Origin of the sequence: Pseudomonas sp. BN102 (genome assembly GCF_029871245.1) — a bacterium.
Taxonomy (GTDB): Bacteria; Pseudomonadota; Gammaproteobacteria; order Pseudomonadales; family Pseudomonadaceae; genus Metapseudomonas.
Genome location: NZ_SSON01000080.1, coordinates 60753 through 83486, shown reverse-complemented (window position 1 = coordinate 83486; position 22734 = coordinate 60753). Strand labels below are relative to the sequence as shown.

15 protein-coding genes are annotated in these 22734 nt (G+C 65.1%); 11 read left to right on the top strand and 4 right to left on the bottom strand.

All coding sequences use genetic code 11. From position 1 onward, the window contains the following. The first annotated feature begins 4 nt into the window (after nucleotides 1-4). The 10 genes from E8F12_RS27995 to E8F12_RS27950 all read left to right on the top strand — a co-directional run bounded on the left by E8F12_RS27995 (nucleotide 5) and on the right by E8F12_RS27950 (nucleotide 14486). Nucleotides 5-2479 carry an MMPL family transporter gene (locus E8F12_RS27995; protein ID WP_280328477.1) on the top strand — a complete coding sequence of 825 codons (2475 nt, stop codon included), beginning with the start codon at nucleotides 5-7 and terminating at the stop codon, nucleotides 2477-2479. Between the two features lie 41 nt (nucleotides 2480-2520). After that, entirely contained in the window at nucleotides 2521-3669 is a 1149-nt protein-coding gene (locus E8F12_RS27990; protein WP_280328476.1) for an acyl-CoA dehydrogenase family protein, read from the top strand. A gap of 108 nt (nucleotides 3670-3777) precedes the next feature. After that, entirely contained in the window at nucleotides 3778-4941 is a 1164-nt protein-coding gene (locus tag E8F12_RS27985; protein ID WP_280328475.1) for an acyl-CoA dehydrogenase family protein, read from the top strand. Between the two features lie 67 nt (nucleotides 4942-5008). After that, nucleotides 5009-6982, top strand: a complete 1974-nt coding sequence (locus E8F12_RS27980; RefSeq protein WP_280328474.1) for an alkyl sulfatase dimerization domain-containing protein — start codon at nucleotides 5009-5011, stop codon at nucleotides 6980-6982. A gap of 26 nt (nucleotides 6983-7008) precedes the next feature. After that, the gene (locus tag E8F12_RS27975) at nucleotides 7009-7722 is read left to right on the top strand and encodes a TetR/AcrR family transcriptional regulator (protein ID WP_280328473.1); all 714 of its coding nucleotides are present in this window, start codon (nucleotides 7009-7011) and stop codon (nucleotides 7720-7722) included. Between the two features lie 204 nt (nucleotides 7723-7926). Beyond that, nucleotides 7927-9357, top strand: coding sequence for a hypothetical protein (locus E8F12_RS27970; protein ID WP_280328472.1), 1431 nt, complete (start codon nucleotides 7927-7929; stop codon nucleotides 9355-9357). Between the two features lie 4 nt (nucleotides 9358-9361). Then, nucleotides 9362-10819, top strand: a complete 1458-nt coding sequence (locus E8F12_RS27965; RefSeq protein WP_280328471.1) for an acyl-CoA reductase — start codon at nucleotides 9362-9364, stop codon at nucleotides 10817-10819. Between the two features lie 63 nt (nucleotides 10820-10882). Beyond that, nucleotides 10883-11935 carry an NAD(P)-dependent alcohol dehydrogenase gene (locus E8F12_RS27960; protein WP_280328470.1) on the top strand — a complete coding sequence of 351 codons (1053 nt, stop codon included), beginning with the start codon at nucleotides 10883-10885 and terminating at the stop codon, nucleotides 11933-11935. Nucleotides 11936-12082: 147 nt separating this feature from the next. Beyond that, on the top strand, nucleotides 12083-13423 hold the full coding sequence (locus E8F12_RS27955; protein ID WP_280328469.1) for a DUF1214 domain-containing protein: 1341 nt from the start codon (nucleotides 12083-12085) through the stop codon (nucleotides 13421-13423). Between the two features lie 25 nt (nucleotides 13424-13448). Then, a complete protein-coding gene (locus E8F12_RS27950; protein WP_280328468.1) occupies nucleotides 13449-14486 on the top strand; it encodes a DUF1254 domain-containing protein in 1038 nt (345 codons plus the stop codon). A 538-nt stretch (nucleotides 14487-15024) separates the two neighbouring features. On the opposite strand, the gene E8F12_RS27945 is transcribed toward E8F12_RS27950, so the two are convergent. From E8F12_RS27945 to E8F12_RS27930, 4 genes are all read right to left on the bottom strand, one after another. Continuing rightward, on the bottom strand, nucleotides 15025-16599 hold the full coding sequence (locus E8F12_RS27945) for an AMP-binding protein (protein WP_280328467.1): 1575 nt from the start codon (nucleotides 16597-16599) through the stop codon (nucleotides 15025-15027). Nucleotides 16600-16693: 94 nt separating this feature from the next. Further along, nucleotides 16694-17608, bottom strand: a complete 915-nt coding sequence (locus E8F12_RS27940) for an SDR family NAD(P)-dependent oxidoreductase (RefSeq protein ID WP_280328466.1) — start codon at nucleotides 17606-17608, stop codon at nucleotides 16694-16696. Nucleotides 17609-17695: 87 nt separating this feature from the next. Next, nucleotides 17696-18940, bottom strand: coding sequence for a thiolase family protein (locus E8F12_RS27935; RefSeq protein ID WP_280328465.1), 1245 nt, complete (start codon nucleotides 18938-18940; stop codon nucleotides 17696-17698). Between the two features lie 58 nt (nucleotides 18941-18998). Continuing rightward, nucleotides 18999-19772 carry an enoyl-CoA hydratase/isomerase family protein gene (locus E8F12_RS27930; RefSeq protein ID WP_280328464.1) on the bottom strand — a complete coding sequence of 258 codons (774 nt, stop codon included), beginning with the start codon at nucleotides 19770-19772 and terminating at the stop codon, nucleotides 18999-19001. A gap of 228 nt (nucleotides 19773-20000) precedes the next feature. Between E8F12_RS27930 and E8F12_RS27925 the strand changes: the two genes are divergently transcribed. Further along, complete coding sequence (locus E8F12_RS27925; RefSeq protein WP_280328463.1) at nucleotides 20001-22712, top strand: LuxR C-terminal-related transcriptional regulator; 2712 nt, start codon at nucleotides 20001-20003, stop codon at nucleotides 22710-22712. Nucleotides 22713-22734: the final 22 nt, after the last annotated feature.

Below are 22734 nucleotides of genomic sequence, written 5' to 3'. Positions count from 1 at the left end.
CGAGATGGGCACCCACAATCCCAGCGACAACCTGCTGACCATCAGTGACCTGAAAGAATTCGATTCCAGGTCCGGCAGCCGCCTGGAGCGGTTGATCTTCAACAACCGCCTGCTGGTCATCCTGCTCTGCGCCGTGGTGACCGTGTTGCTCGGCTGGGACAGCACCCGGCTGACGTTCAATGCGGCGTTCGAGAAAACCATTCCGCAGAACCATCCCTACATCCGCAACTTCCTGGAGAACCGTGACGAGCTCAAGGGGCTGGGCAACGCGGTGCGCGTGGTGGTTGAGAACCGCAGCGGCGACATCTTCGATCCGGACTACCTGCAGGCCCTCAAGCAGATCAATGACGACCTGTTCCTCACCCCGGGCGTCGACCGGGCCAACGTCAAGTCGCTGTGGATGCCGGTGGTGCGCTGGAACGAAGTAACCGAGGAGGGCTTCGCCGGCGGGCCGGTCATGCCCGACAACTACACCGGCTCGGAAAAGAGCATCGGCGAGTTGCGCCAGAACATCGGGCGGGCGCAACTGCTGGGCAACCTGGTGGGCACCGACTTCCGCTCGAGCATGATTTTCCTGCCCCTGCTGGAGAAGGACAGCGACACCGGCAAGCCCCTGGACTACTGGGAACTGTCCAGGCAACTGGAGAACATCCGCGCCAAGTACTCCGGCCCGCAGGGCAACGCCAACCTGGATATCCGCATCGTCGGGTTCTCCAAGGTGGTAGGCGACCTGCTCGACGGCCTGCAACAGATGATCGTCTTTTTCGCCGGGGCGGCAGTGATCGCTGCGCTGATCATCTACGCCTGGACCCGCTGCGTGCGCAGCACATTGCTGGTACTGAGCTGCTCCTGCATCGCCGTGCTCTGGCAGCTGGGCCTGATCGCCCGCCTGGGCTACGAGCTGGATCCCTATTCGATCCTGGTGCCTTTCCTGGTCTTCGCCATCGGCGTGTCCCATGGTGCGCAGAAGATGAACGGCATCATGCAGGACGTGGCGCGCGGTACCCACAAGCTGGTGGCCGCCCGCTATACCTTCCGTCGCCTGTTCCTGGCCGGGCTGACCGCCCTGGCCGCCGACGCGGTGGGCTTCGCCGTGCTTATGCTGATCGACATCCCGGTGATCCAGGACCTGGCGATCACCGCGTCGATCGGGGTCGCGCTGCTGGTCTTCACCAACCTGATCCTGCTGCCGGTGATGCTGTCCTATTCCGGTGTCAGCCGAACGGCTGCCGAGCGCAGCCTGCGCGCGGAGCAGCGGGAAGCCTCCGGCGTCTGGAAGCTGCTGGAGCGCTTCACCCAGCGCCGCTGGGCAGCGAGCCTGCTGCTCATTTCAGCGGTCATCACGGTTGCCGGTTTCATCGTCAGTACCCACCTGAAGATCGGCGATCTGGATGCCGGCGCTTCCGAGCTGCGCCCCAACTCGCGCTACAACCTCGACAACGCCTACATCAACTCCCGCTACTCGCTGTCGTCGGACCAGTTCGCGGTGATCGTCAGGACCGCTCCCGAAGGTTGCCTGGAGTACCAGACGCTGATCGAGACCGATCGGCTGGGCTGGGCCCTGCAGCAGGTGCCGGGCGTGCAGAGCACCGTTTCGCTGGCTGACGCGGTGCGCAAGATCACCGCCGGTTCCTATGAAGGCAACCCCAAGTGGATGTCGATCCCGCCGAACCAGGACGTGCTGAACTACGCCGCTCGCACCGCAAGCACCAGTAACCCGGAGCTGTTCAACACCGAGTGCTCGGTCATGCCGCTGGTGGCCTACCTGACTGACCACAAGGCGGAAACCCTGGACCGTGTAGTGAAAGCCGCCGAAGCCTTCACGGCTGTCCACAGCACGCCCGAGCGCCAGTTCCTCCTGGCTGCCGGCAGTGCGGGCATCGAGGCCGCCACCAACATCGTGGTCAAGAAGGCGAACCTGACCATGCTGATCTACGTCTACGCGGCTGTGATCCTGCTCTGCTTCATCACCTTCCGCAGCTGGCGTGCGGTGGTGGTCGCCGTGGTGCCGCTGGTGATCACCTCGGTGCTCTGCGAGGCACTGATGGTGGCGCTGGGCATGGGCGTGAAGGTCGCCACCCTGCCGGTGATCGCCCTGGGCGTCGGCATCGGCGTCGACTACGCACTCTACCTGCTGAGTATCCAGCTAGCCCGGCAGCGTGCCGGCGCCTCCCTGGTCGATGCCTACCGCCATGCCCTGCGTTTCACCGGCAAGGTGGTAGCGCTGGTGGGCGTGACCCTGGCCGCCGGGGTGATCACCTGGGCCTTCTCGCCCATCAAGTTCCAGGCCGACATGGGCATCCTCCTGACCTTCATGTTCCTCTGGAACATGCTCGGTGCCCTGGTCCTCATCCCCGCGTTGTCCCACTTCCTGCTGCGTGGCGTCGGCGAATCCGGCAGCCGGATTCCCACGCCCGCGGCAGTCGTGGAGCAGCCGGCTCACAACGAATCCAAGACCCCGGCTGCCCATTGCGTATGAGGCCGGGCCGACACGAAACCAGGAATCCATAAGGAAGCACCATGAGCGATACCTCCGCAGTGTTCCTCAGCGAACAGGAAATCATCATCCGCGACGCAGCGCGCAAGGTCGCAGCCGAAGTCGTGGCCCCCACGGCGGCCGACCGCGACCGCAGCGGCGCCTGGCCGCGCGGCGAGCTGGAGGCCGTGGCGGAGCTGGGCTTTCTCGGCATGCTGATACCCGAGGAGTACGGTGGCTCCGGGGCCAGCTTCGTCGAATACTGCCTGGCCATCGAGGAGTTCGCCGCCGCCGACACCGGTTTCGCCACTCTCATCCACGTGCACAATTCCGTGGGCCTCACCGTGGCGCGCCTGGGCAACGAGGAGCAGAAGCGCAAGTACCTGCCGGACCTGGCCAGTGGCAAGCGCATCGGCGCCTTCCTGCTCAGCGAACCCCACGCCGGCTCCGACACTGCGGCCTTCCGTACCCTGGCTCGCCGCGACGGCGACCACTATGTGATCAACGGCAGCAAGCAGTTCATTTCCAACGGCAACGAGGCTGGCCTTGGCCTGGTGTTGGCGGTGACCGACAAGGCCGCTGGCAAGAAGGGCAGCAGCCTGCTGATGGTCGACCCGGCGCAAAACCCCGGCTACGTGGTGGCCCGCGTCGAGCACAAGATGGGCCAGCGCTCGGCGCAGGTGGCGCAGATCCAGTTGGAGGACTGCCGTGTGCCGGTGGCCAACCTGCTCGGCGCCGAAGGCTCCGGCTACCGCAATGTGATGGGCTCGCTGTCGGAGGGGAGGGTGGCCATCGCCGCGGTGGCGACGGGGACCGCCCGCGCGGCCCTGGCTGCCGCCGTTGCCTATGCCCGGGAGCGCGAAGCCTATGGCGCGCCGATCATCAACCTGCAGGGCGTTGCCTTCGACCTGGCCGACATGGCGACCCAGGTGGAGGTTGCCGAGCAATTCATGGTGCATACCGCGCGCCTCTGCGATGCGGACGTTCCCTGCGCCCGGGAGGCTTCCATGGCCAAGCTGTTCGCCAGCGAGATGGCGGAGAAGGTCTGTTCCGATGCGCTGCAGATCCACGGCGGCTACGGCTACCTGAACGATTTCCCGGTGGAGCGTTACTGCCGAGACGTTCGCGTCACCAAGATCTACGAGGGCACCAGCCATATCCAGAAGCTGATCATCGCCCGCAGTCTCGGCTGAAGAGAGGCCCCCCTCCAAAGAAGGGGGGCAGCGCCATTGGGCAGGTCATAACCTGCCTGGAACGATCGATACGGGTTTGCGGCAGCCACCCAGGACAGGAACATGAAGATGCAGATGCCAAGCGATGAGCAGCACCTGATGGTGGACAGCTTCCGCACCTTCCTCCGTTCCGAGGTGGCGCCGATTGTCCGGGTGTTCCGCGACCGGCCCATTCCCCGGGAAAGCCTGCGCGAAATTACCCAGGGCATTGCCGAATTCGGCCTGCCCGGCGCCAGCCTGGCCAAGGAGTTCGGCGGCATGGGGCTATCGGCCGTGACCGAGGCAATGCTGTTCGAGGAACTCTGTTGCGTCTCGGTGGAGATCGCCGCTTGCGTGATGGCCAATCTGGCGGTGGTAGCGGCCCTGGCCGAACTTCCCGAGACCCGTGCCCACATGCGTGACCGATATCTGCCTGACCTGCTTGCAGGACGCAGTTTCGCCGGCTTCTGCGCGAGCGAGGCGGACGCGGACGCGGACGCGGACGGCATCACGGCCCGCTGGGACCTGGACAGCTTCGTCATCGAGGGTGAAGAGGGCGGGGTGTTCAATGGCCACCTCTGCGATTTCCTCATCGCCCGGGCGCGCCTGGCGTCCGGCACCTTCTGCCACCTGCTGGTGGACCGCAGCGAGCACGGATATGAAGCCCGTGGTGTCGAGCGACCGGGCGTTGGCCGGGCCTGTGGCGTGCGGGTGGCGTTATTTGGGGGCCGTCTGCCCGCCAGCCAACTGTTCTGGGAAGAGGATGATCATTCGGGGGCTCGGGTCAGGCTGCTGGAAAAGCTCCATGCCGGCAGCGGACTGCTGGCGGTGGGACTGATGCGCGTTGCCCTGGAGGCGTTCATCCTCGCCTCCCAGGACTCCTCCGGGGGCGACAGGCCGCTCGCCGCGCAGCCGCTGGTGGCCGCGCGCATCGCCGAAATGGCGACCCGGCTGGAGGCGGCCAGGCTCCTCTGCGTTCGCGCCTATTCCATGATGGACGCTGGCGTTCGCAGTCAGATGCAGGCCTCCATGGCTCACTGGTTCGCCAGCGAGATGGCGCTGGAAGCCTGCCGGGCGGTGGTGCTGTTGCAGGAGCGGCCGGCGCCGGCATCTGCACTGGACGTCGAGCGCCTGCTGCGCGAGATCATCGCGTTACCTGTTACCGGTTGCGGCAGCGACTTCCAGAAACTGCTCATCGCGCAGGAACTCACGGGTATCAGTGCGTTTGCCTGGCCGTCCGTTTCCTGCAATTGAACGAATTCCGCCCGATGCCGGAGTTCTGGCTGAAACCGTGGCCCCGGAGCCACTTCAAGGAACACTTATGCGCTTCTCGATCGCTGTCATTGCCGCTGCCATTTCCCTGCTCAGCGCCCAGTCCTGGGCAGCCGAGACCATGCCAGCCAACCCCGCCAAAGCGGCCAGTCCCGCAACGGCCGCCGCGAACCGGGAAGTCCTGAAGAAACTGCCGTTCGACGACCGCGCCGACTATGAGGCGGCCCGCCGTGGCCTGGTGGCGCCCTTCGAAGGGGAAATCCGCAATGCTGAGGGCAAGGCGGTCTGGAACACCCATGCGTACGACTTCCTGCAACAGAAGGACTCGCCAGATTCGGTGAACCCGAGCCTGTGGCGCCTGGCGCAGCTCAACGCCAATGCCGGCTTGTTCCAGGTGACCGAGGGCCTGTACCAGATTCGCGGCATCGACCTGGCGAACATGACCATCATCGAAGGCAAGGACGGACTGATCATCATCGACCCGCTCTACGCCACCGAGACCGCCAAGGCCGGCCTGGAACTGTACTACCAGCATCGTCCGCGCAAGCCAGTGGTGGCGGTCATCTATTCCCACAGTCATGTCGACCATTTCGGCGGCGTGCGCGGTGTGGTCGACGAGGCCGACGTGAAGGCCGGCAAGGTCCGCATCTATGCGCCGGAAGGCTTCATGGAGCACGCCATCAGCGAGAACGTGCTGGCCGGCACCGCGATGTTCCGCCGCGGCATGTTCCAGAGCGGCGGCGCCGTGGCCAAAGGCGAGCGGGGGCAACTGGATACCGGGATTGGCAAGGGCGCGCCCGTAGGCGGCACCATTAGCCTGATCCCGCCGACCGACCTGATCATCCAGCCCCTGGAAAGCCACGACATCGCTGGTGTGCAGGTGGAGTTCCAGCTGACCCCCGGCACCGAGGCGCCGGCGGAGATGAACTTCTACCTGCCGGAGATGCATGCCCTGTGCATGGCCGAGAACGCCACCCGGACGATGCACAACATCCTCACCCCGCGCGGCGCCGAAGTGCGCGACGCCAAGGCCTGGTCGCGCTTCATCGATGACAGCCTGGTACGTTACGGCGACAAGGCCGAGGTGATGTTCGCCCAGCACAACTGGCCGACCTGGGGCGGCGAGGGCATCCGTACGCTGTTGGCCGACCAGCGCGACATGTACGCCTTCATCAACAACCAGACCCTGCACCTGCTTAACCAGGGCCTGACGCCGCTGGAGATCGCCGACGCGGTCAAGAAGCTGCCAGGCGACCTGGACCGCAAGTGGTACACCCGTGGCTACTACGGCACCCTCAGCTTCAACACCCGTGCCGTGTACCAGCGTTATCTCGGCTTCTACGACGGCAATCCGGCCAACCTCGATCCGCTGCCGCCGGTGGAATCTGGCAAGCGCTACGTGGAAGCCATGGGCGGCGCGGACAAGGTCCTGCAACTCATGCGAACCGCGAAGGAGCAGGGCGATTACCGCTGGGCCGTGCAGCTGGGCAATAACCTGGTCTTTGCCGAGCCGGACAACAAGGCCGCCCGTGAAGCACAGGCCGACGCCCTGGAGCAGCTGGGTTATCGCAGCGAGTCGGCGATCTGGCGCAACATCTACCTGACCGGCGTCCAGGAACTGCGCAAGGTCGCTCCCCAGCAGGGTGCGCGGGCCACCGCCGACCTGGTGCGGGCCGCCACGCCCGCGATGTTCATGGATGTGCTGGCAGTGCGCCTGGATTCGGACAAGGCTGTGGGCCACGACATGACCCTCAACTGGAACTTCGAGGATCTGGACCAGCATTTCGCCCTGACCCTGAGCAATGGCGTGCTGACCTACCGCGAGAACACCCGTCACGCCAAACCGGATACCACGGTAACGATGAGCAAGGCGGTGCTCGACCGCATCAGCCTGCGCCAGCTGGATTTCGCCACCGCACTGAAACAGGGTGACATCAAGCTCGAAGGGGACGCCGCCCACTTCAAGGCGTTGATGGGCATGCTCTCGACCTTCGAGGCGACCTTCAACGTCGTGACCCCCTGAGCGCCATGACGCGCCGGCAGGAACCCATGCAAGGCCACGAAGGCGGGGCGGGCAAGCCGTCCCGTGGCCAGGGCGCCCATGACAATGTCCTGGTGGAGCTGCCGGCCAAGCCACGCAAGCGACCGAAGCAGGCGCGCTCGGTCGCCCTGGTCGACGCCCTGAAAGCGGCGGGGCGCGACATCCTCGAACGGGAAGGGCGGGAGGCGCTGTCCGTCTACCGGCTTTCCGATTACTCGGGCGTGGCGATCAGTTCCATCTACGAATACTTCCCCACCATCGAATCGCTGGTCGGCGCCATCTTCGAGGACTACCGGGCCGATGCGCGCCTCGAAGTGATCGCCAGCATCCAGGCGCTGCCGCCGTCGGCGACTCTCTATGACGGTCTTGAGGTGCTCCTGCGAACCGGCCTCACGGCCTTGCACCGTTGGCTGCAAATCGACTCGCAGCTCAGTATCAAGTCCGCCTATTACGGCGAGCTGGTACGCCTGGAGATCGTCAAGCCGGAGCGTTTCTGGATATCCATGGTGATTCCGGCCCTGGTGGAGCGCTTCTCCGACGAGGTTCTGGTGCGCAATCGCGAGAAGGCCGGCTTCCTCGCCTACCAGGCCGTGACGGCCTTGCCCCGTGCGCTGCTGATCGAAAAACCGGAATACCTGGTAGAGGCCGACACCGTTCGCCTGCTGGCGCGCATGCTCCATGCGCTGCTGACCACCACGGATGCGGAAAGCGCCGCTCCGTGAACCTGTTGCTCTGACAAAAAACCTTATGAATCAGAGTGTTGGGTGTTTATCTGGGATGCTGGAATCCGGAAATGATCCAGCCCTTTTCACCCCTAGAATGGCCTTGCCATGAAGGCCGTCCGACCCGCGACGGCCGGGTGATACGTGCCTTCCCGAGCAACTGCCGGGCAGGGCACGAAAGGGTGAATCCGAGGAGAACGTCCCGTGACAAGAACAATAGAAGAACAGGTCGGACTGCTGCTGACTGATCCGGCTGCCCTGGCCGACCACTCCTTGCAGAACTGGATCCAGCTGCCGCGCGAACGCGTCGACGTCCTGCAACTGGCGGGCCTGAAGCGCCGCTTCGCCGAAATGCGCGAGCGCATTCCGGTGCTGAAGAAACTGGCGGACGCCGAAGGCGTGGAGAGCATCGAGCAACTGGACGACGTTGTGCCGCTGCTGTTCGAGCACACCATGTTCAAGTCCTACCCGCCGTCGCTGCTGGAGAAGAACAACTTCGCCGCGATCAACAAGTGGCTCGGAAAGCTGGTGACCCCGGAGCTGGCGGAAAAGATCGCCGCCGTCGACGTCAGCGCCTGCAAGGGCCTGGACGACTGGTTCGAAACCATGGACCGCGATGTCCCGGAACTCTGCCTCAGCCACACCTCGGGGACCTCCGGTACCCTGTCGTTCCTGCCCTGCAGCGTGCGTGAGTTCGAAAAGGCCTCTCAGGTGCGCAGGCTCTACGCCTGGAACATGAGCGGCCCGGACACCCCGAACCCGGACATGCACACGGCCTATCCGTACTACCGCAAGGGCTACCTCAGCCACCTGCGCGGGGTCGGTTCGCTGGTCAAGGTCCTGCTGTCGGACGAGTCGCATTTCCACCCGGCCTATCCCTCCACGCTGTCCAGTGACGTGCTGCACCTGGGCGCCAAGCTGCGCGCCGCCCACGCCAAGGGCACCCTGGACCGCCTGGTGATAGCCCCGGAACTGCTGGCCAAGAAGAAGCTCTTCGACCAGCAGCAGGCCGAGATGCCGCAGCACCTGGCGGCGTTCTTCGACGACATCGCCGGCCGTCTCAAGGGCAAGCGCGTCTACATCGGCGGGACCTGGAACCTGCTGCATAACATGGCCAAGGCCGGCCTCGAACGCGGCCTGGAAGGCGTGTTCGATCCGGATTCCTACATCATCACCACCGGTGGCGCGAAGGGCGTGGTGCAGCCGGAAGGCTGGCGCGAGGACGTCAAGCGCTTCACCGGCGCCAAGGCGCTACACGAGTCCTACGCGATGTCGGAAGTGGTCAGCGGTTCGCACCTGCGTTGCGAGCAGGGCCACTACCACTTCGCCCCGACCGCGATACCGTTCCTGCTCGACCCGGAAACCAGCAAACCATTGCCGCGTGGTGGCCGCCAGACCGGTCGCGCGGCGTTCTTCGACCTGGGGGCGGACATCCACTGGGGCGGTTTCATCACCGGCGACGAAATCACCGTGGAATGGGACAAGCCGTGCTCCTGCGGCCGCCCCAGTCGCTATGTGGTCGGCGCCATCCAGCGTTACAGCGAGAAGAACGGTGGCGACGACAAGATCACCTGCGCTGCATCCGAGCAATCCCACCGGGAAGCCATGGACTTCCTGAACACCCTGGAGGGCTGAAGCCATGACCCACCCCATTGCACCGATGATCATTCGCGGCGAAGTGATCACCGACAACCTGATCGAAGTGGGCGGACGCGGCGGCGACCTGGCCTTCCTGACCCCGGACGCGCACAAGTACATCGACCGCCTGCCGCTCGGCAATCCGGCGAAACTGGCCGACCTGTACCAGCTGAGCTTCGACGACATCCTCGACTATGCCGTCGAGCTCGGGCAGCACCTGGCCTTCAGCAAGAACCTGTACCTGCAGGAAGCCTGCGAGCTGTCCTACCTGACCGCGCCCACCACCCCGACCATCGTCAAGGGCTCCTACATGGGCCTGCCGAACATGCTCTCGCGGGAATTCATCACCGAGATGGTGGAAAGCACGGTGGGCGTGAAGTACCTAGAAGGTTGGGTGCCGCAGACCCTGCTGGATGGTACCGAGCTGGAAGTCCGCTGCTTCGGCGCGCGCACCCTGCACATCGTTGCCGGCAATGCCGTGTCGCTGTCGCTCTGGACCATAATCCGCAACATGGTCCTGCGCAGCGACGCCATCATCAAGGCACCGTCCAACGACCCGTTCACTGCCCTGGCGATTGCCCGCACCATGGTCGACATGGCGCCAGACCACCCGCTGACCAGACACCTTTCGGTGGCCTACTGGAAAGGTGGCGACCAGGCGTTCGAGCAACGCCTGTACCAGCCGCAGAACCTGGAGAAGATTGTGGCCTGGGGCGGCTTCGCCTCGATGAAGCACGTCACACAGTACGTCCAGCCAGGCCTGGAACTGATCTCCCTGGACCCCAAGCGCAGCGCCAGCATCATCGGCAAGGACACCTTCGCCAGCGAAGCCAACATGCGCGAGGCGGCAGTGCGCCTGGCCGCCGACATCGGCGCGATCAACCAGAAAGGCTGCGTGTGCGCGCGGGTGATCTATGTGCAGAGCGGCACCGACGCGGAGGGGCTGGAGCGGCTGAACACCTTCGGCCAGTACGTCTACGAGGCGATGCTGGGGCTTCCCAACACGCTCAGCACCACGCCCAAGTCCTACGACAAAAACCTCAAGGCCCACGTCGATGCATTGCGGCTGGATGACGAGTGGTACAGGGTGATCGGCGGGGAGGAGGGCGAGGGCGCGATCATCTGCTCGCAGATCCCCGAGCCGGTGTCCTTCTCCACGCTCCTCGACGATCGCACCGCCAACCTGGTTCCGGTGGACGAACTCAGCGAGATGCTGGATGCGGTGGATGCCTACACCCAGACCGTTGGTATCTATCCCGAGAGCATCAAGGACCAGCTAAAGGATGTGCTGCCCCTCTATGGCGCGCAGCGCATCGTTTCCCTGGGTTATGCCGGGGCGATGAAGTTCGCCGCGCCCCAGGACTCCATCGAGCCGATGCGACGCATGGGCAAGTGGATTTCCAACCAGATCGCCTCGCCGGAAACCAGCCCGGCGCCCTGGCAGCGTCCTTCCATCTGACACCGCGCGCCCTGCTTCGGCAGGGCGCTTCACCGTTCGCCCCTGAGATTCGAGGATTCGCCCATGACCACCTGTCACGGCTACGGCGCCCATGAGGCCCATGCCCAATTGAAGCCGCTGAGCTTCGAGCGCCGCGCCCTGCGCGACGACGACGTCGCCATCGACATCGCCTACTGCGGCGTCTGCCATTCGGACATGCACTACGTGCACAACGACTGGAACAGCACCCGCTTCCCCTGCGTGCCCGGCCACGAGATCGTCGGCCAGGTCAGCGCCGTGGGCCCGGCGGTGGCCCGCTACAAGGTCGGAGACCGGGTGGCGGTCGGCTGCCTGGTGGACAGCTGCCAGCAGTGCGCGGCCTGCGAAGCCCACGAAGAACCCCATTGCAGCCACGGCATGACGCCCACCTACAACGGGCTGGACCGCATCAGCGGCGAGGTCACCCTTGGTGGCTATTCCCAGCACATCGTGGTGCGCGAGCAGTTCGTCCTGCGCGTCCCCGAGGCGCTGGACCCGCGCTTCACCGGGCCGCTGCTGTGCGCCGGCATCACCGTGTGGACCCCGCTGCGCGAGCATGGTGTTGGCGCAGGCACCCGCCTGGCCGTGGTCGGCCTCGGCGGGTTGGGCCATATGGCAGTCAAGCTGGCCGCGGCCCTGGGGGCGGAGGTCACCGTCATCACCACCTCGCCGGGCAAGGCCGACGACGCCAGGGCGCTGGGCGCGCACCATGTGCTGCTGTCCACCGACCCGCAGGCGATGAAGGAGGCGGCGAGCCGCTTCGACCTCATCCTCGACACCATCCCCCGCAAGCACAACGTCAATCCGTACCTGATGCTTCTGGGCCGTCACGGCAAACTGGTGCTGGTGGGTGCCCTGGAGCCGCTGGAGCCGATCCATGGCGCGCTGCTGGCGATCAACAACCGTTCCATCGCCGGTTCGCTGATCGGTGGCCTGGCCCAGACGCAGGAACTGCTGGACTTCTGTGCCGAACACCAGGTGCTGCCCCAGTGCGAAATGATCGACATCCAGGGCATCAACACCGCCTTCGAACGCATGGAACGCAATGATGTGAAGTACCGTTTCGTGATCGACATGGCGTCGTTGAACGGTGCCTGACGGCTACGAGTCGCACCGCCCCGACCCACTGAGTCGGGGCTCTCCGCGTGATGCCGGGCTTGCGCCCCCACCCCAAAGGGGAGGGGCCATGTGTTCCTGGAACGGGCATAACCTGTCTGTGATGGATCACGACGGAGAAAAACAACAATGCGTTCCTTACGTTCGGCGCTGGCCTGTGGCGCCTTCACCACTTCCTGCCTGATGGCCGCGTTCGCGCCATCGCTGTCCCATGCCGCCAATCCGCAGGTGCCGGCCTACTCCGACCAGGAGGTGCGCGACGCCTACATCTACCTGCTCGGACGCTTGCTGGTGCAGCGCCAGCAGCAACTGGACTTCCAGCAAGGCATGCGCTGGAACGAACTGGTGCACCGCAAACCAGGTGCGGTGGACTGGCCGAATCCCAACCTCGATGTGGCCTATTCCGAAGCCTGGGTGGCGGTGGATGAACGCAACTGCACCCTGGTCAGCGTGCCGAAGATTTCCGACCGCTATTACACGGTGCAGTTTCTCAACGGCTGGGGCGAGACCCTGGCCAACATCAATGAGCGCACCTTCGCCAAGCAACCCAGCGGTGACTTCGCGGTCTGCCTGAAGGGTGCGAGCGTCGCGCTGCCGGGAGGCGTCCAGCGCGTGGACCTGCCGACCCGCACCGCACGGGTGCTGTCGCGGGTGGAACTCGGCGCTGACCCGCAGCAGGCGGAGCGCCTGCAGCACCAGTTCAGCATGCGCTCCAGCGGCACGCCGCAGCTTCCCGAAGTGCCCCAGGTGCCGCTTTTCAGGCTGCAGCAGCTGCCCGGCGTCGAGGCATTCGATGTCGCCGAGGTGGCGCTGGAGGAACCCGACCTGAATCCCGGCATGAAGGCGTTGCAAGCTCGCGTGCATGAACTGGCGAAGCGGGTCGGCGATCCGGCACAGCGCACCCGCCTCGACGCGGTGATCCGGCAGCAGGCCTTCATCGCCCTGGCCAATGCCGCTCCCACCCTCGGTCCCGGTACGGTGCTCAACGGCTGGGTACGACCGGCCGTATCCGGCGCCTACGGCAGCGACTACCTGACCCGCACCCTGGTCAACCTGGGCGGCATCTGGGCCAACACCCAGCAGGAGGTCAACTACTTCCGTGGGGCCGTGGACGACCATGGCGACGTGCTCGAAGGCGGTCGCAGCTATTCCCTGACCTTCCCCCGCGACCAACTGCCGTCCGGCTTCGCGCGCTACTTCTGGTCGATCACGGCCACCGATGCCAAAACCTTCAAGGTGCTGCCCAATGCCCTGGGGCGTTTCCAGCTGAATAACCAGTCGGCCCTGCGTTACAACCCCGATGGCTCGCTGACCCTCTACTTCGGCCCGCAGCCGCCGGCGGGTGTCGCCGAGGCGAACTGGTTGCCGACCCTTGCCGGGCAGAGCTTCCGGCTGATGTTCCGCTACTACGGCGCCAAGGGTGCGGTGGCCGGCGGCCATTATTTCCCGCCGGCCCTGGCCAGGCTCTGAGGTGGACCCGATGAGGACAGGAATGATGTACGAGCTCAAAGTGATCCTGACGGCCCTCGGGCTGCTTGCGGCCTGCCTACCCGGCGCGCGTAGCGAGGAACTGGCGCAGGTCGGGGTGCACGTGACCGTGGACAATTTCATCCGCGCCGAGACCGACCGCTACTTCGCCCTGACCGTGCAACGCGGTGGCTTCGGCAAGTTCGCCCATTGGCGCGAGCTGGTTCCGGTGGGCGCCGCCACCGTGGTGCGGCCGAACCGCGACACCCTCTATTCCACCGCGGTCTTCGACCTCGACACCGGGCCTGTCAGCGTGACCCTGCCCGATGCCGGTCCGCGCTTCATGTCGATGGCGATCATCGATCAGGACCATCACGTGACTGATGTGCACTACGGCGCGGGGCGCTTCAAGGTCGACAAGGCGGACGTGGGGACCCGTTACGTGCTGGTGGGCGTGCGCACCCTGGTGAACCCTGCGGACCCGGAGGATTTCTCCCGCGTTCGAACGCTGCAGGACGCCATCACTGTGGATCAGCCCGGCGGGCCGGGCCGCTTCGAAGTGCCCAACTGGGATGAAGCGAGCCGCGCCAAGGTGCGAAAGGCGCTGACCGCGCTAGGGGAAACCCTGGACGACTCCCGTGGCATGTTTGGCAAAGCAGGCGAAGTCGACCCGGTACGTCACCAGATCGGCAGCGCTACCGCCTGGGGCGGCAATCCCGCCAAGGACGCCTATTACCAGACCGTCACCCCTGCGCAAAACGACGGTCTGACGAACTACCGGCTGGAGTTGGGCGAGGTCCCGGTGGGCGCCTTCTGGTCCATCAGCGTCTACGACGAAGCGGGGCGCTTCCAGCGCAATGCCCTGGAGGCCTACAGCCTCAACAGCCTGACGGCGAAGAAAGGCGAGGGTGGCACTACCTCCGTAAGCTTCGGCGGCTGTACCGCGCAAGTGGCGAACTGCCTGCCGATCATGCCCGGCTGGAACTACATGGTGCGTTTCTACCTGCCGGACAAGTCCATCCTGGACGGCAGCTGGAAGCTGCCCGAGGCGCGACCTGCGTCTTGAAACCCAAGTACGGCGGCCGAATGGCCGCCGTTTTTCTTTGTAGCGGTTCTATCCTGCTCGGCGAATGAATTCGCCCCCACAGGACTGTGCTCAGACTGAACGCCGGCACAGACAGCCCCCTCTCCCTCTGGGAGAGGGTTGGGGTGAGGGCTGTTCCAGACTGGCTCGGTGCGCACCATTTCGCGAATAAATTCGCTCCCCTAGGGCAGGACTGCGTCCTGCTTGGCGATTGAAATTGCCCCTACAGGACTGTGCCGAAGGTGGGCCGAGAGTCCGTCACCCCTCCACTTCAGGGAGAGGGGCCGGGGGAGAGGGCAGTCACCGGCTGGCTCGGTGCCCCTTCCATTTTCGCGAATGAATTCGCTCCTACAGGGCATGACTTCGTCCTGCTTGGCGATTGAAATCGCCCCTACAGGACTGCGCCAAAGGTGAGCCAGGAGTAACCCGCGCAGAACAAAAAAAGCCCCAATGGCCCCCATTCGGGAAGGGACACATCGGGGCATCAAGCGAGGGTAATCTTCAAAACCGCTTGCGCAACTCAGGACACGCGGCGGGCCTTGTCCTTCCAGTATTTCTCCCGCACCTGGCGGCGCAGGACCTTGCCCACCACGCTCACCGGCAGCGCATCGACGAAGAGGATCGACTTGGGCGCCTTGAAGCGGCCCAGGCTGCCTTTCACGTGTTCGATCAGGGCTTCCGGCGAAACCACCTGGCCGGCCTTGAGCATCACTTCCGCGTGCAGCGCCTCGCCCCATTCCTCGTGGGGAATACCCACTACCGCCGAGTTGGATACGGCCGGATGGGCGTTGAGGGCGGCTTCCACCTCCACGGCGTACACGTTGAATCCGCCGGTGATGATCATGTCCTTCTTGCGGTCCACCAGGTGCAGGAAGCCCTGGTCGTCCAGGTAGCAGAGGTCGCCGGACTTCCAGAAACCATCGACGAACTCGGCGGCGCTGGCTTCGGGGTTGCCGAAGTAGCCGGAAACGGTACCCCGCGAACGCACCCAGAGTTCGCCGGTAGCGCCCTGTTCCAGCGGCTTGCCGTCGTCGTCGACGATGACCACTTCGGCACCGGCGGCGATGCGCCCGGCGGAACCGATCTGGCTGTCGGAAGCGTCCAGGTGGTCGGCCTTGCCGAGGATGGCCACGGCGTGCAGGCACTCGGTGGCACCGTAGATCTGCATGAAGATATTGCCGAAGCGCTCCTGGGCCTGGCGCAGCTTGGCCGGGCTCATGGGCGCGGCGCCGTAGGCCAGGGTCTGCAGCGAGGAAAGGTCGTAGTCGGTGGCTTCCGGCATTTCCAGCAGCCGGTAGATCATGGTCGGCACCAGCAGGGTCATGGTGACCCGCTCGGCGGCGATGTTTCGGCACAGCTGGGCCAGGTCGGGCACGTTCTGGGTCAGGGTGCAGCCACCACGGAACAGGGTCGGCAGCAGGCCGAGGCCGGAGCCGTGGCTGATGGGAGCCATGTGCAGGAATCGCGTATCGGGCTGGTAGGGCTGCTCGCTCTCCATGTACATGGAATCGCGCAGGGCGAGCCAGTTGTCCATGGTGTAGGGCACGCACTTGCTGACGCCGGTGGTACCGCCGGTGAAGCGATAGGACACCACATCGTTCTGGGTTTCGTGGGCGATGTCCGGCGTCGCGTCGGAGACGCCTTCAAGCAGGTCCCAGAAATACAGCAGGCCGTCACGGGACTGGGCCGGCGGGTCCATGCAGACCACCTGGATGCCCTGCTCGTGGAGCATGTCGAAGTAGCGGTCCAGCAGCGGGTTTTCCAGGAACACCGCCTTGGGACGGATCAGGGCGATTTGCGAGCGATGCTCTTCCAGCGAATCGCGGAAGTTGGTGTAGGCCCCGGCGGCCTCGCCCTTCATGGAAGTCCAGGCATGCACCAGGGACAGGTTGTCGTTGTCCAGGATGCACAGGTAGACATCGCCACGCTGCAGTCCCAGGCGCTCGCGCAGCATGTTGGCGATGCGGTTGGTGAGTGAATGCAGCTCGCGGAAGGTGTAGCGGCGTTTGCGCTCGATGTTCACCAGCGCTTCGCGGTCGGCGAAACGCACGGCGAGGTTGCCCATGGTCCGGGCGAAATTCATTCTTGTCGTCATTGTTCTTCTCCCTCCTGTAGCCCGGTCGGCCGGCGATAAGCGTGCAGCCCCGCGTGCCTTGTACAAGGCACGCGGGGCTTCGTCCAGCGCGGGATCAGGCGCCCTTGATGCCTTTCATGGCGGCTTCGACGAACAGCTGAACCTGCTGGTTGGCGTCATTGCGCGGGCCGGCGCTGTTCCAGTCGGTGATCTGTGCCAGGCGTGCCTCGATGGCTTCCGGCGACAGCTCGGCATCGTTGATGTACACCGGCGCGGTTTCTTCTATGCGCACGGCAGAGAACACCCCTGCGCCGGCGCCGAGGATCAGCTTGGTCGGTGCGTTTTCGCTGACCAGGAACAGGGCGCCCGGGGTGACCTGCTCGGGGCGGCTGGCTTTCAGCAGTTCTTCCGGCATCACGTCTGCGGTCATGCGGGTGGCGGCCATGGGCGCCAGGGTGTTGACCAGGATGTTGTTCTTGCGGCCTTCGATGGCGAGCATGTTCATCAGGCCCACCAGGGCCATCTTGGCGGCGCCGTAGTTGGCCTGGCCGAAGTTGCCGAAGAGGCCGGCGGCAGAGGTGGTCATCATGATGCGGCCGTAGTTCTGCTCGCGCATCAGGTCCCAGACGGCCTTGGTGCAGTTCACCGAACCCATCAGGTGGACGTTGAGCACTGCATTGAAGTCGGCCATCTCCATCTTGCTGAAGGACTTGTCGCGCAGGATGCCGGCGTTGTTGATCAGGATGTCGACGCGGCCGAAGGCTTCGACGGTCTGCTTGACCAGGGCCTGGACCTGCTCGTAGTCGGCGACGTTGGCGCCGTTGGCAATGGCGGTACCGCCGGCCTGGCGGATTTCCTCGACCACGGCGAGGGCGGCGTCGGACGAGCTGCCGGAACCGTCACGGCTGCCGCCGAAGTCGTTGATCACTACCTTGGCGCCACGTGCGGCCAGCTCAAGGGCGTGGACGCGTCCCAGGCCGTTGCCGGCGCCAGTGACGATGGCGACGCGGTCATCGAAGCGAATTGTCATGGTGTTTTTCCTCTCTTGAAGCGTAGTAGGGGGAGAACGGCGGGGAAACTGCGTGGATTCCCCGTGTTCGCCGTTCTCCGTAAAGGGTCAGGCGCGGGCGAAGATGCCGACGTGCTCGGTCGATTCCTCGACGCGCCAGAGGCCGCCGCCATTGCCCTGCAGGGCGATGCGGGCGCCTTCGACCTGGCGCTTGCCGCAGTCGCCGCGCAGTTGCTCGACCAGCTCGAAGATCTGGCCGATGCCGGTGGCGCCGATGGGGTGGCCCTTGGATTCCAGGCCGCCCGACGGGTTGACCGGCAGCTTGCCGCCCAGGCTGAAATCGCCGCGTTCGGCCATCACGCCGCTCATGCCCGGCTCGCAGAGGCCCAGGGCCTCGATGGCGAGCAGCTCGCCGATGGCGGTGGCGTCATGCACCTCGGCCACGTCGACGTCCTGCGGGGAAATGCCGGCCTGCTCGAAGGCGGCCTTGCCTGCCAAATGGGTGCAACCCTTGTCGAAGTCCTCGGCGGCGCGGGCCGAAGCCGAACGCACCACACTGGCCAGTACCTTGATCGCGCGGCTCTTGTCGAAGCCGTATTTCTTCATCGCAGATTCGGTGCAGAGGATAGCGGCAGCGGCACCATCGGAAATGGGCGAGCACATCGGCAGGGTGATGGGGTAGGTGATCGGCGGCGCGGCGAGGATTTCCTCGATGCTCATGGCATTGCGGTACTGCGAACGCTCGTTGTGCACGGAGTGCCCGTGGTTCTTCGAGGACACGGCGGCCAGCTGGCGCTGGGTGATGCCATAGCGCTCCATCAGGCCGCCACGGCCGAGGGCCGCGTAGACATCCATGAAGGGGCTGTAGGGCTTCTCGGACTGGGAGCCGGGCGGCGGCACGATGCCCTTGCCCATGGCAGCCAGGTAGTTCTTGTTCTCCTCGAAGGTCTCGATGTCCCAGGCGGACTCGAAGGCCGAGAACATCTTCATCTTGTCGCTGTAGAACATCTTCTCCGCGCCCACGGCGATGGCCACGTCGGCGGCGCCGGCGCGAAGCTGGGTGACCGCCAGGCTGAAGGCATGGCTGGAAGAGGCGCAGGCGCCCTCGATGTTGAAGATCGGAATGCCGTCCAGGCCCAGCGGCAGCAGCGCCACCTGGCCACGGATCATGTGCTGGCCATCGAAATGGCCCTGGGTGCAGTTGCCGAAGAAACCGACCTGGACCCATTTGCGGTCACAGCCGGCGTCCTTCAGAGCGTCTTCCACCGCCCAGGCGGTCAGTTGCTTGATGGTCTTGTCGGTGTGGCGGCCGAAGGCGGTCATGCCCACGCCGACGATGTATACGTCTTCCATCTCTACTCCTTCATGATCTGCTCGCGAAATCATGGCTAACGGGTTGTGGACGCGGGTCTCAATAGCCCTTGAAGTCTGGCTTGCGCTTCTCTGCGAAGGCACGCACGCCCTCGGCCATGTCGTAGGAGCGCTGGTGATTGCGCAGCTCCAGGAGTTCCTGGCACAGGGCATCGGCGCGTGACTTGTCGCCGGCTTCATTGGCGACTTTCTTCATGCGGCGCAACACCAGCGGACTCTTCTCGGCCAGCTTGTCGCCGATGGCCTGCACGCGGCCCACCAGCTCGGCATCGGCCACCACTTCGCTGACCAGGCCGTAGTTCTTCATGTCCTGGGCCGGCAGGGAGTCGCCGGTGAAGAGCATGTACTTGGCGATGTTTTCCGGGATCTTGCGCGGCAGCACTGCGGCGCCGCCGCCACCGGGGAACACGCCGAAGTTGGAGTGGGCGTCGCCGAAGCGGGCGCTCTGGGCGGCGATGACGAAGTCGCAGCACAGCACGGTCTCCAGGCCACCGGCCAGGGCCAGGCCGTTGACGGCGGCGATCACCGGCTTCGGATACACGCGCAGCAGGTCGAAGAAGGCGACGATGGTGTCCAGCAGGTCCGGCTCGCCCGGTTGCGGCGTACCGCTGGCTTTCAGGTCGGCGCCGGCGCAGAAGGCCGGGCCGGTGGCGGTCAGCGCAATCACGCGCACGCCGGCGTCGTCTTCCCAGACGTGCAGGCGGGCGATCATGGCCTCCAGCATCTCCCGGTTCAGGGCGTTCATGGCTTTCGGGCGCGTCAGGGTGATCCAGCCCACCTGACCCCTCACCTCAAAAGAAACGGACTCGCTCATCTCAGCTCCTCGAATGCAATGCAAATGGCGTTTCTGCCTGGATTCGAACTTACGCGAGGCCGTCTGAACTGCTCCCCCCCCGTTGCGGACGGGGCCGACTTCCAACCGGTTGTAGCAGGATGCGGGCGACGTCCGGGCAATGCCCGAAGCCGGGTGAAGCCCACGCCTGGTGCCGTTTGGAGGCGGGCCGGACCGTTTCGAACAAGTACAAGGGCGGAGAAAACGAGCATGCATACATCAGTCATCAATGCCGACGACCTGCTGGTCGCGACCAAGTTCTCGCCCCCGCGCCTCAATGCCCGGCACATCCCGCGTGCGCAGCTGCTGGCTCGTTTGCGCGAGGCCCAGCAGTGCAGTGCGACCCTGATCACCGGCAGCGGGGGATTCGGCAAGACCATCCTGCTGGCGCAATGGCGCCTGGAACTGATGAAGGCCGGGCTGGACGTGGCCTGGATCTCCTTCAGCCTCGACGACCGCCACTTCGCGAGTTTCCTCGCCTACGTGCTGTCGGCCCTGCAGCGCCTGGGTATCCGCATCGAACAGGAGTGGCTGCAGAGCGATGGCGGCGAGCAGTCGATCAACGCCCTGGTGGCCAGCGTCACCCACGGGGCGGAAGCCGTTGGCAGGGAACTGCATCTGTTGATGGATGACTTCCACCATGTGGAAGCGCCCGCCGCCCACCGCTTGATGCAGAAGCTGCTGGATCACTGCCCGGCCAATCTGCATATCGCCATCGCGTCGCGGACGACACCGCCCTTGAGCCTCGGCCGCCTGCGCATGCAGGGACACCTGGCAGAGATCGATTTCGCCGAGTTGCCCTTCGACCTGGACGAAACCCGCGACTTCCTCCAGCAGAACCTCGGCACCCTGAAACTCAGCGCCGATGAAGAGCACCTGATCCATGACCTGACCAGCGGCTGGCCGGCCAGCCTGCAACCCATCGCCACATTGCTGCGGGCGCGCCCGACGAAGCGTACGCAGCTGTGCTCGATACTTGCCAAGTCCAGCGACCTGCAGGCCTACCTGGCCGAGGACGTGGTGGCCTGCCTGCCGCCCGAGCTGCTCGGGTTCATGGAGAAGGTCTCCATCTTCCGGCGCTTCAACGCCGATCTCGCCGCCTTCGTCACCGCCAGCCCGCGCGCACCGGAGCTGATGAAGCGAGCCGAGGACGAGAACCTGCTGATCTACCGCATCGAATCCGAGGACAGCACGCCCTGGTATCGCTTCCATCCGCTGTTCGGCGAATTCCTGGTGCAGCGCCTGGCGGCTCGCGGGGCTACTGAAGTGGAGACGTTGCACCGTCGTGGCAGCCAATGGTTCGCCGAGCATGACTACCTGGTGGAAGCCGTTCGCCACGCCAACCTGGGCGGAGACCTGGACTATGCGCTGGAGGCCATGGAGGAAGCGGCCTCGACCAGCTGGAGCATGGCCTACGTCAGTCCGATGCTGCATCTGTTGGAGCGATTGCCGCAGGACGTCCTGTTCGCCCATCCGCGACTGTTCATCATGGGCTGCCTGACCTACGCCTTCACCGCGCGGCCGGGCAAGGCGCAGCGCTGGCTGGAGCAGATACGCCGCACCGAGGCGGCACGTAATCCGGCGGTATCGTCGAAGCTGGTCCTGGCGGATGCCGCGATCGCCCTGCAACTGGACCAGCCCCGGCGGGTCATCGGCCTGCTGGAGCCGGCCCACCAGACCCAGCTGGATAACCATTCCCTGCACTACATCGGCCTCTCGGCGCTGGTCACCGCCTACCTCGCCGTGGGCCGCCTGGATGACGCCCGCAGGTTGCACGAACAACAACCGGTCCATCTCGAGGATCGTGGCAACGACATGGCCATGGTCTTCGAAAGCATGCGGGCACTGACGAGCCTGAGGTTCGGCGATGCCCTGGAGGCCGAACGCCTGGGTTCGAGCGTTCTCGCCCGGGCCGAAGAGTCCTATGGGCGCGGATCGGTATCGGCCAACCTGTGCGCGGCCACGCTCTGCGATGCCTATTACGAACTGGATCGCCTCGACGACGCCCTGCGGGTACTGGCCAACCGCAGCGGCATCCTGCGTTCGTCCATGCCGGATGTGATGGCCCGCGCTTCGCTCTGCCGCGCCCGCATTGCTGCACAGCGCGAGTCGCACCAGGCCGCGCTGGACTTCCTCGAAGCGCAGGCCGCGCATTTCCATGTGCTGGGCCTGGACCGCCTGCTGGCGCTGATGCTGGCCGAGCAGGTCCGTCTGCTCCTGGAACAGGGCGAACAGCGTCGCGCCACGGCGCTGGTATCGCGCCTGGTCGACCTCGAAACGGCGCAGCGTCCGACCGCCGAAGCGCGCTACGAAATCGCTCACATCGCCACCTTCGCCCGGTCACGGCTGGCACTGGCCGGACGTGATCCGGCCTGGGCGCTGGAAGGGCTGGCGATGGTGCGCAAGGGTGCTGAAAAGCAGGGGCGGGCGCGCACGCTGGTCAAGGTCCAGCTGCTCGCCGCATTGGCCCACGACGAGCTCGGCCAACGGGATGAAGCCGATGAAAACCTTCAGGCCGCCATGGAAATGGCCGCCCGGCATGGGCTGGTCCGCACCGTGCTGGATGAAGGCCGGGCGATCGTCGAACGGTTGCTTCAATGGCGCGAAGAGATTCGTCCCGAAGCAGCGGTGGCCGACTACCTGGACCGCCTCTTCGAATGTGACGAGGCGGAAGCCGAGCCGCTGCCGTCCATCCCGCAACCGCGCGTGGCGGCCAGTGCGCCGCGTGCGAGCCTGACCCCGCGTGAACTGGAAATCCTCGGCCTGGTGGCACAGGCAATGTCCAACAAGCGCATCGCCCTGACGCTCAACATCACCTTTGGCACGGTGAAGTGGAACGTGAAGAACATCCTCGCGAAGTTGGGTGTATCGAGCCGCTACGCGGCAATTTCGCTGGCGCGCCAGCAGGGACTGCTGAAGTAGCTGGACGTCCTCCCGGGCGGGT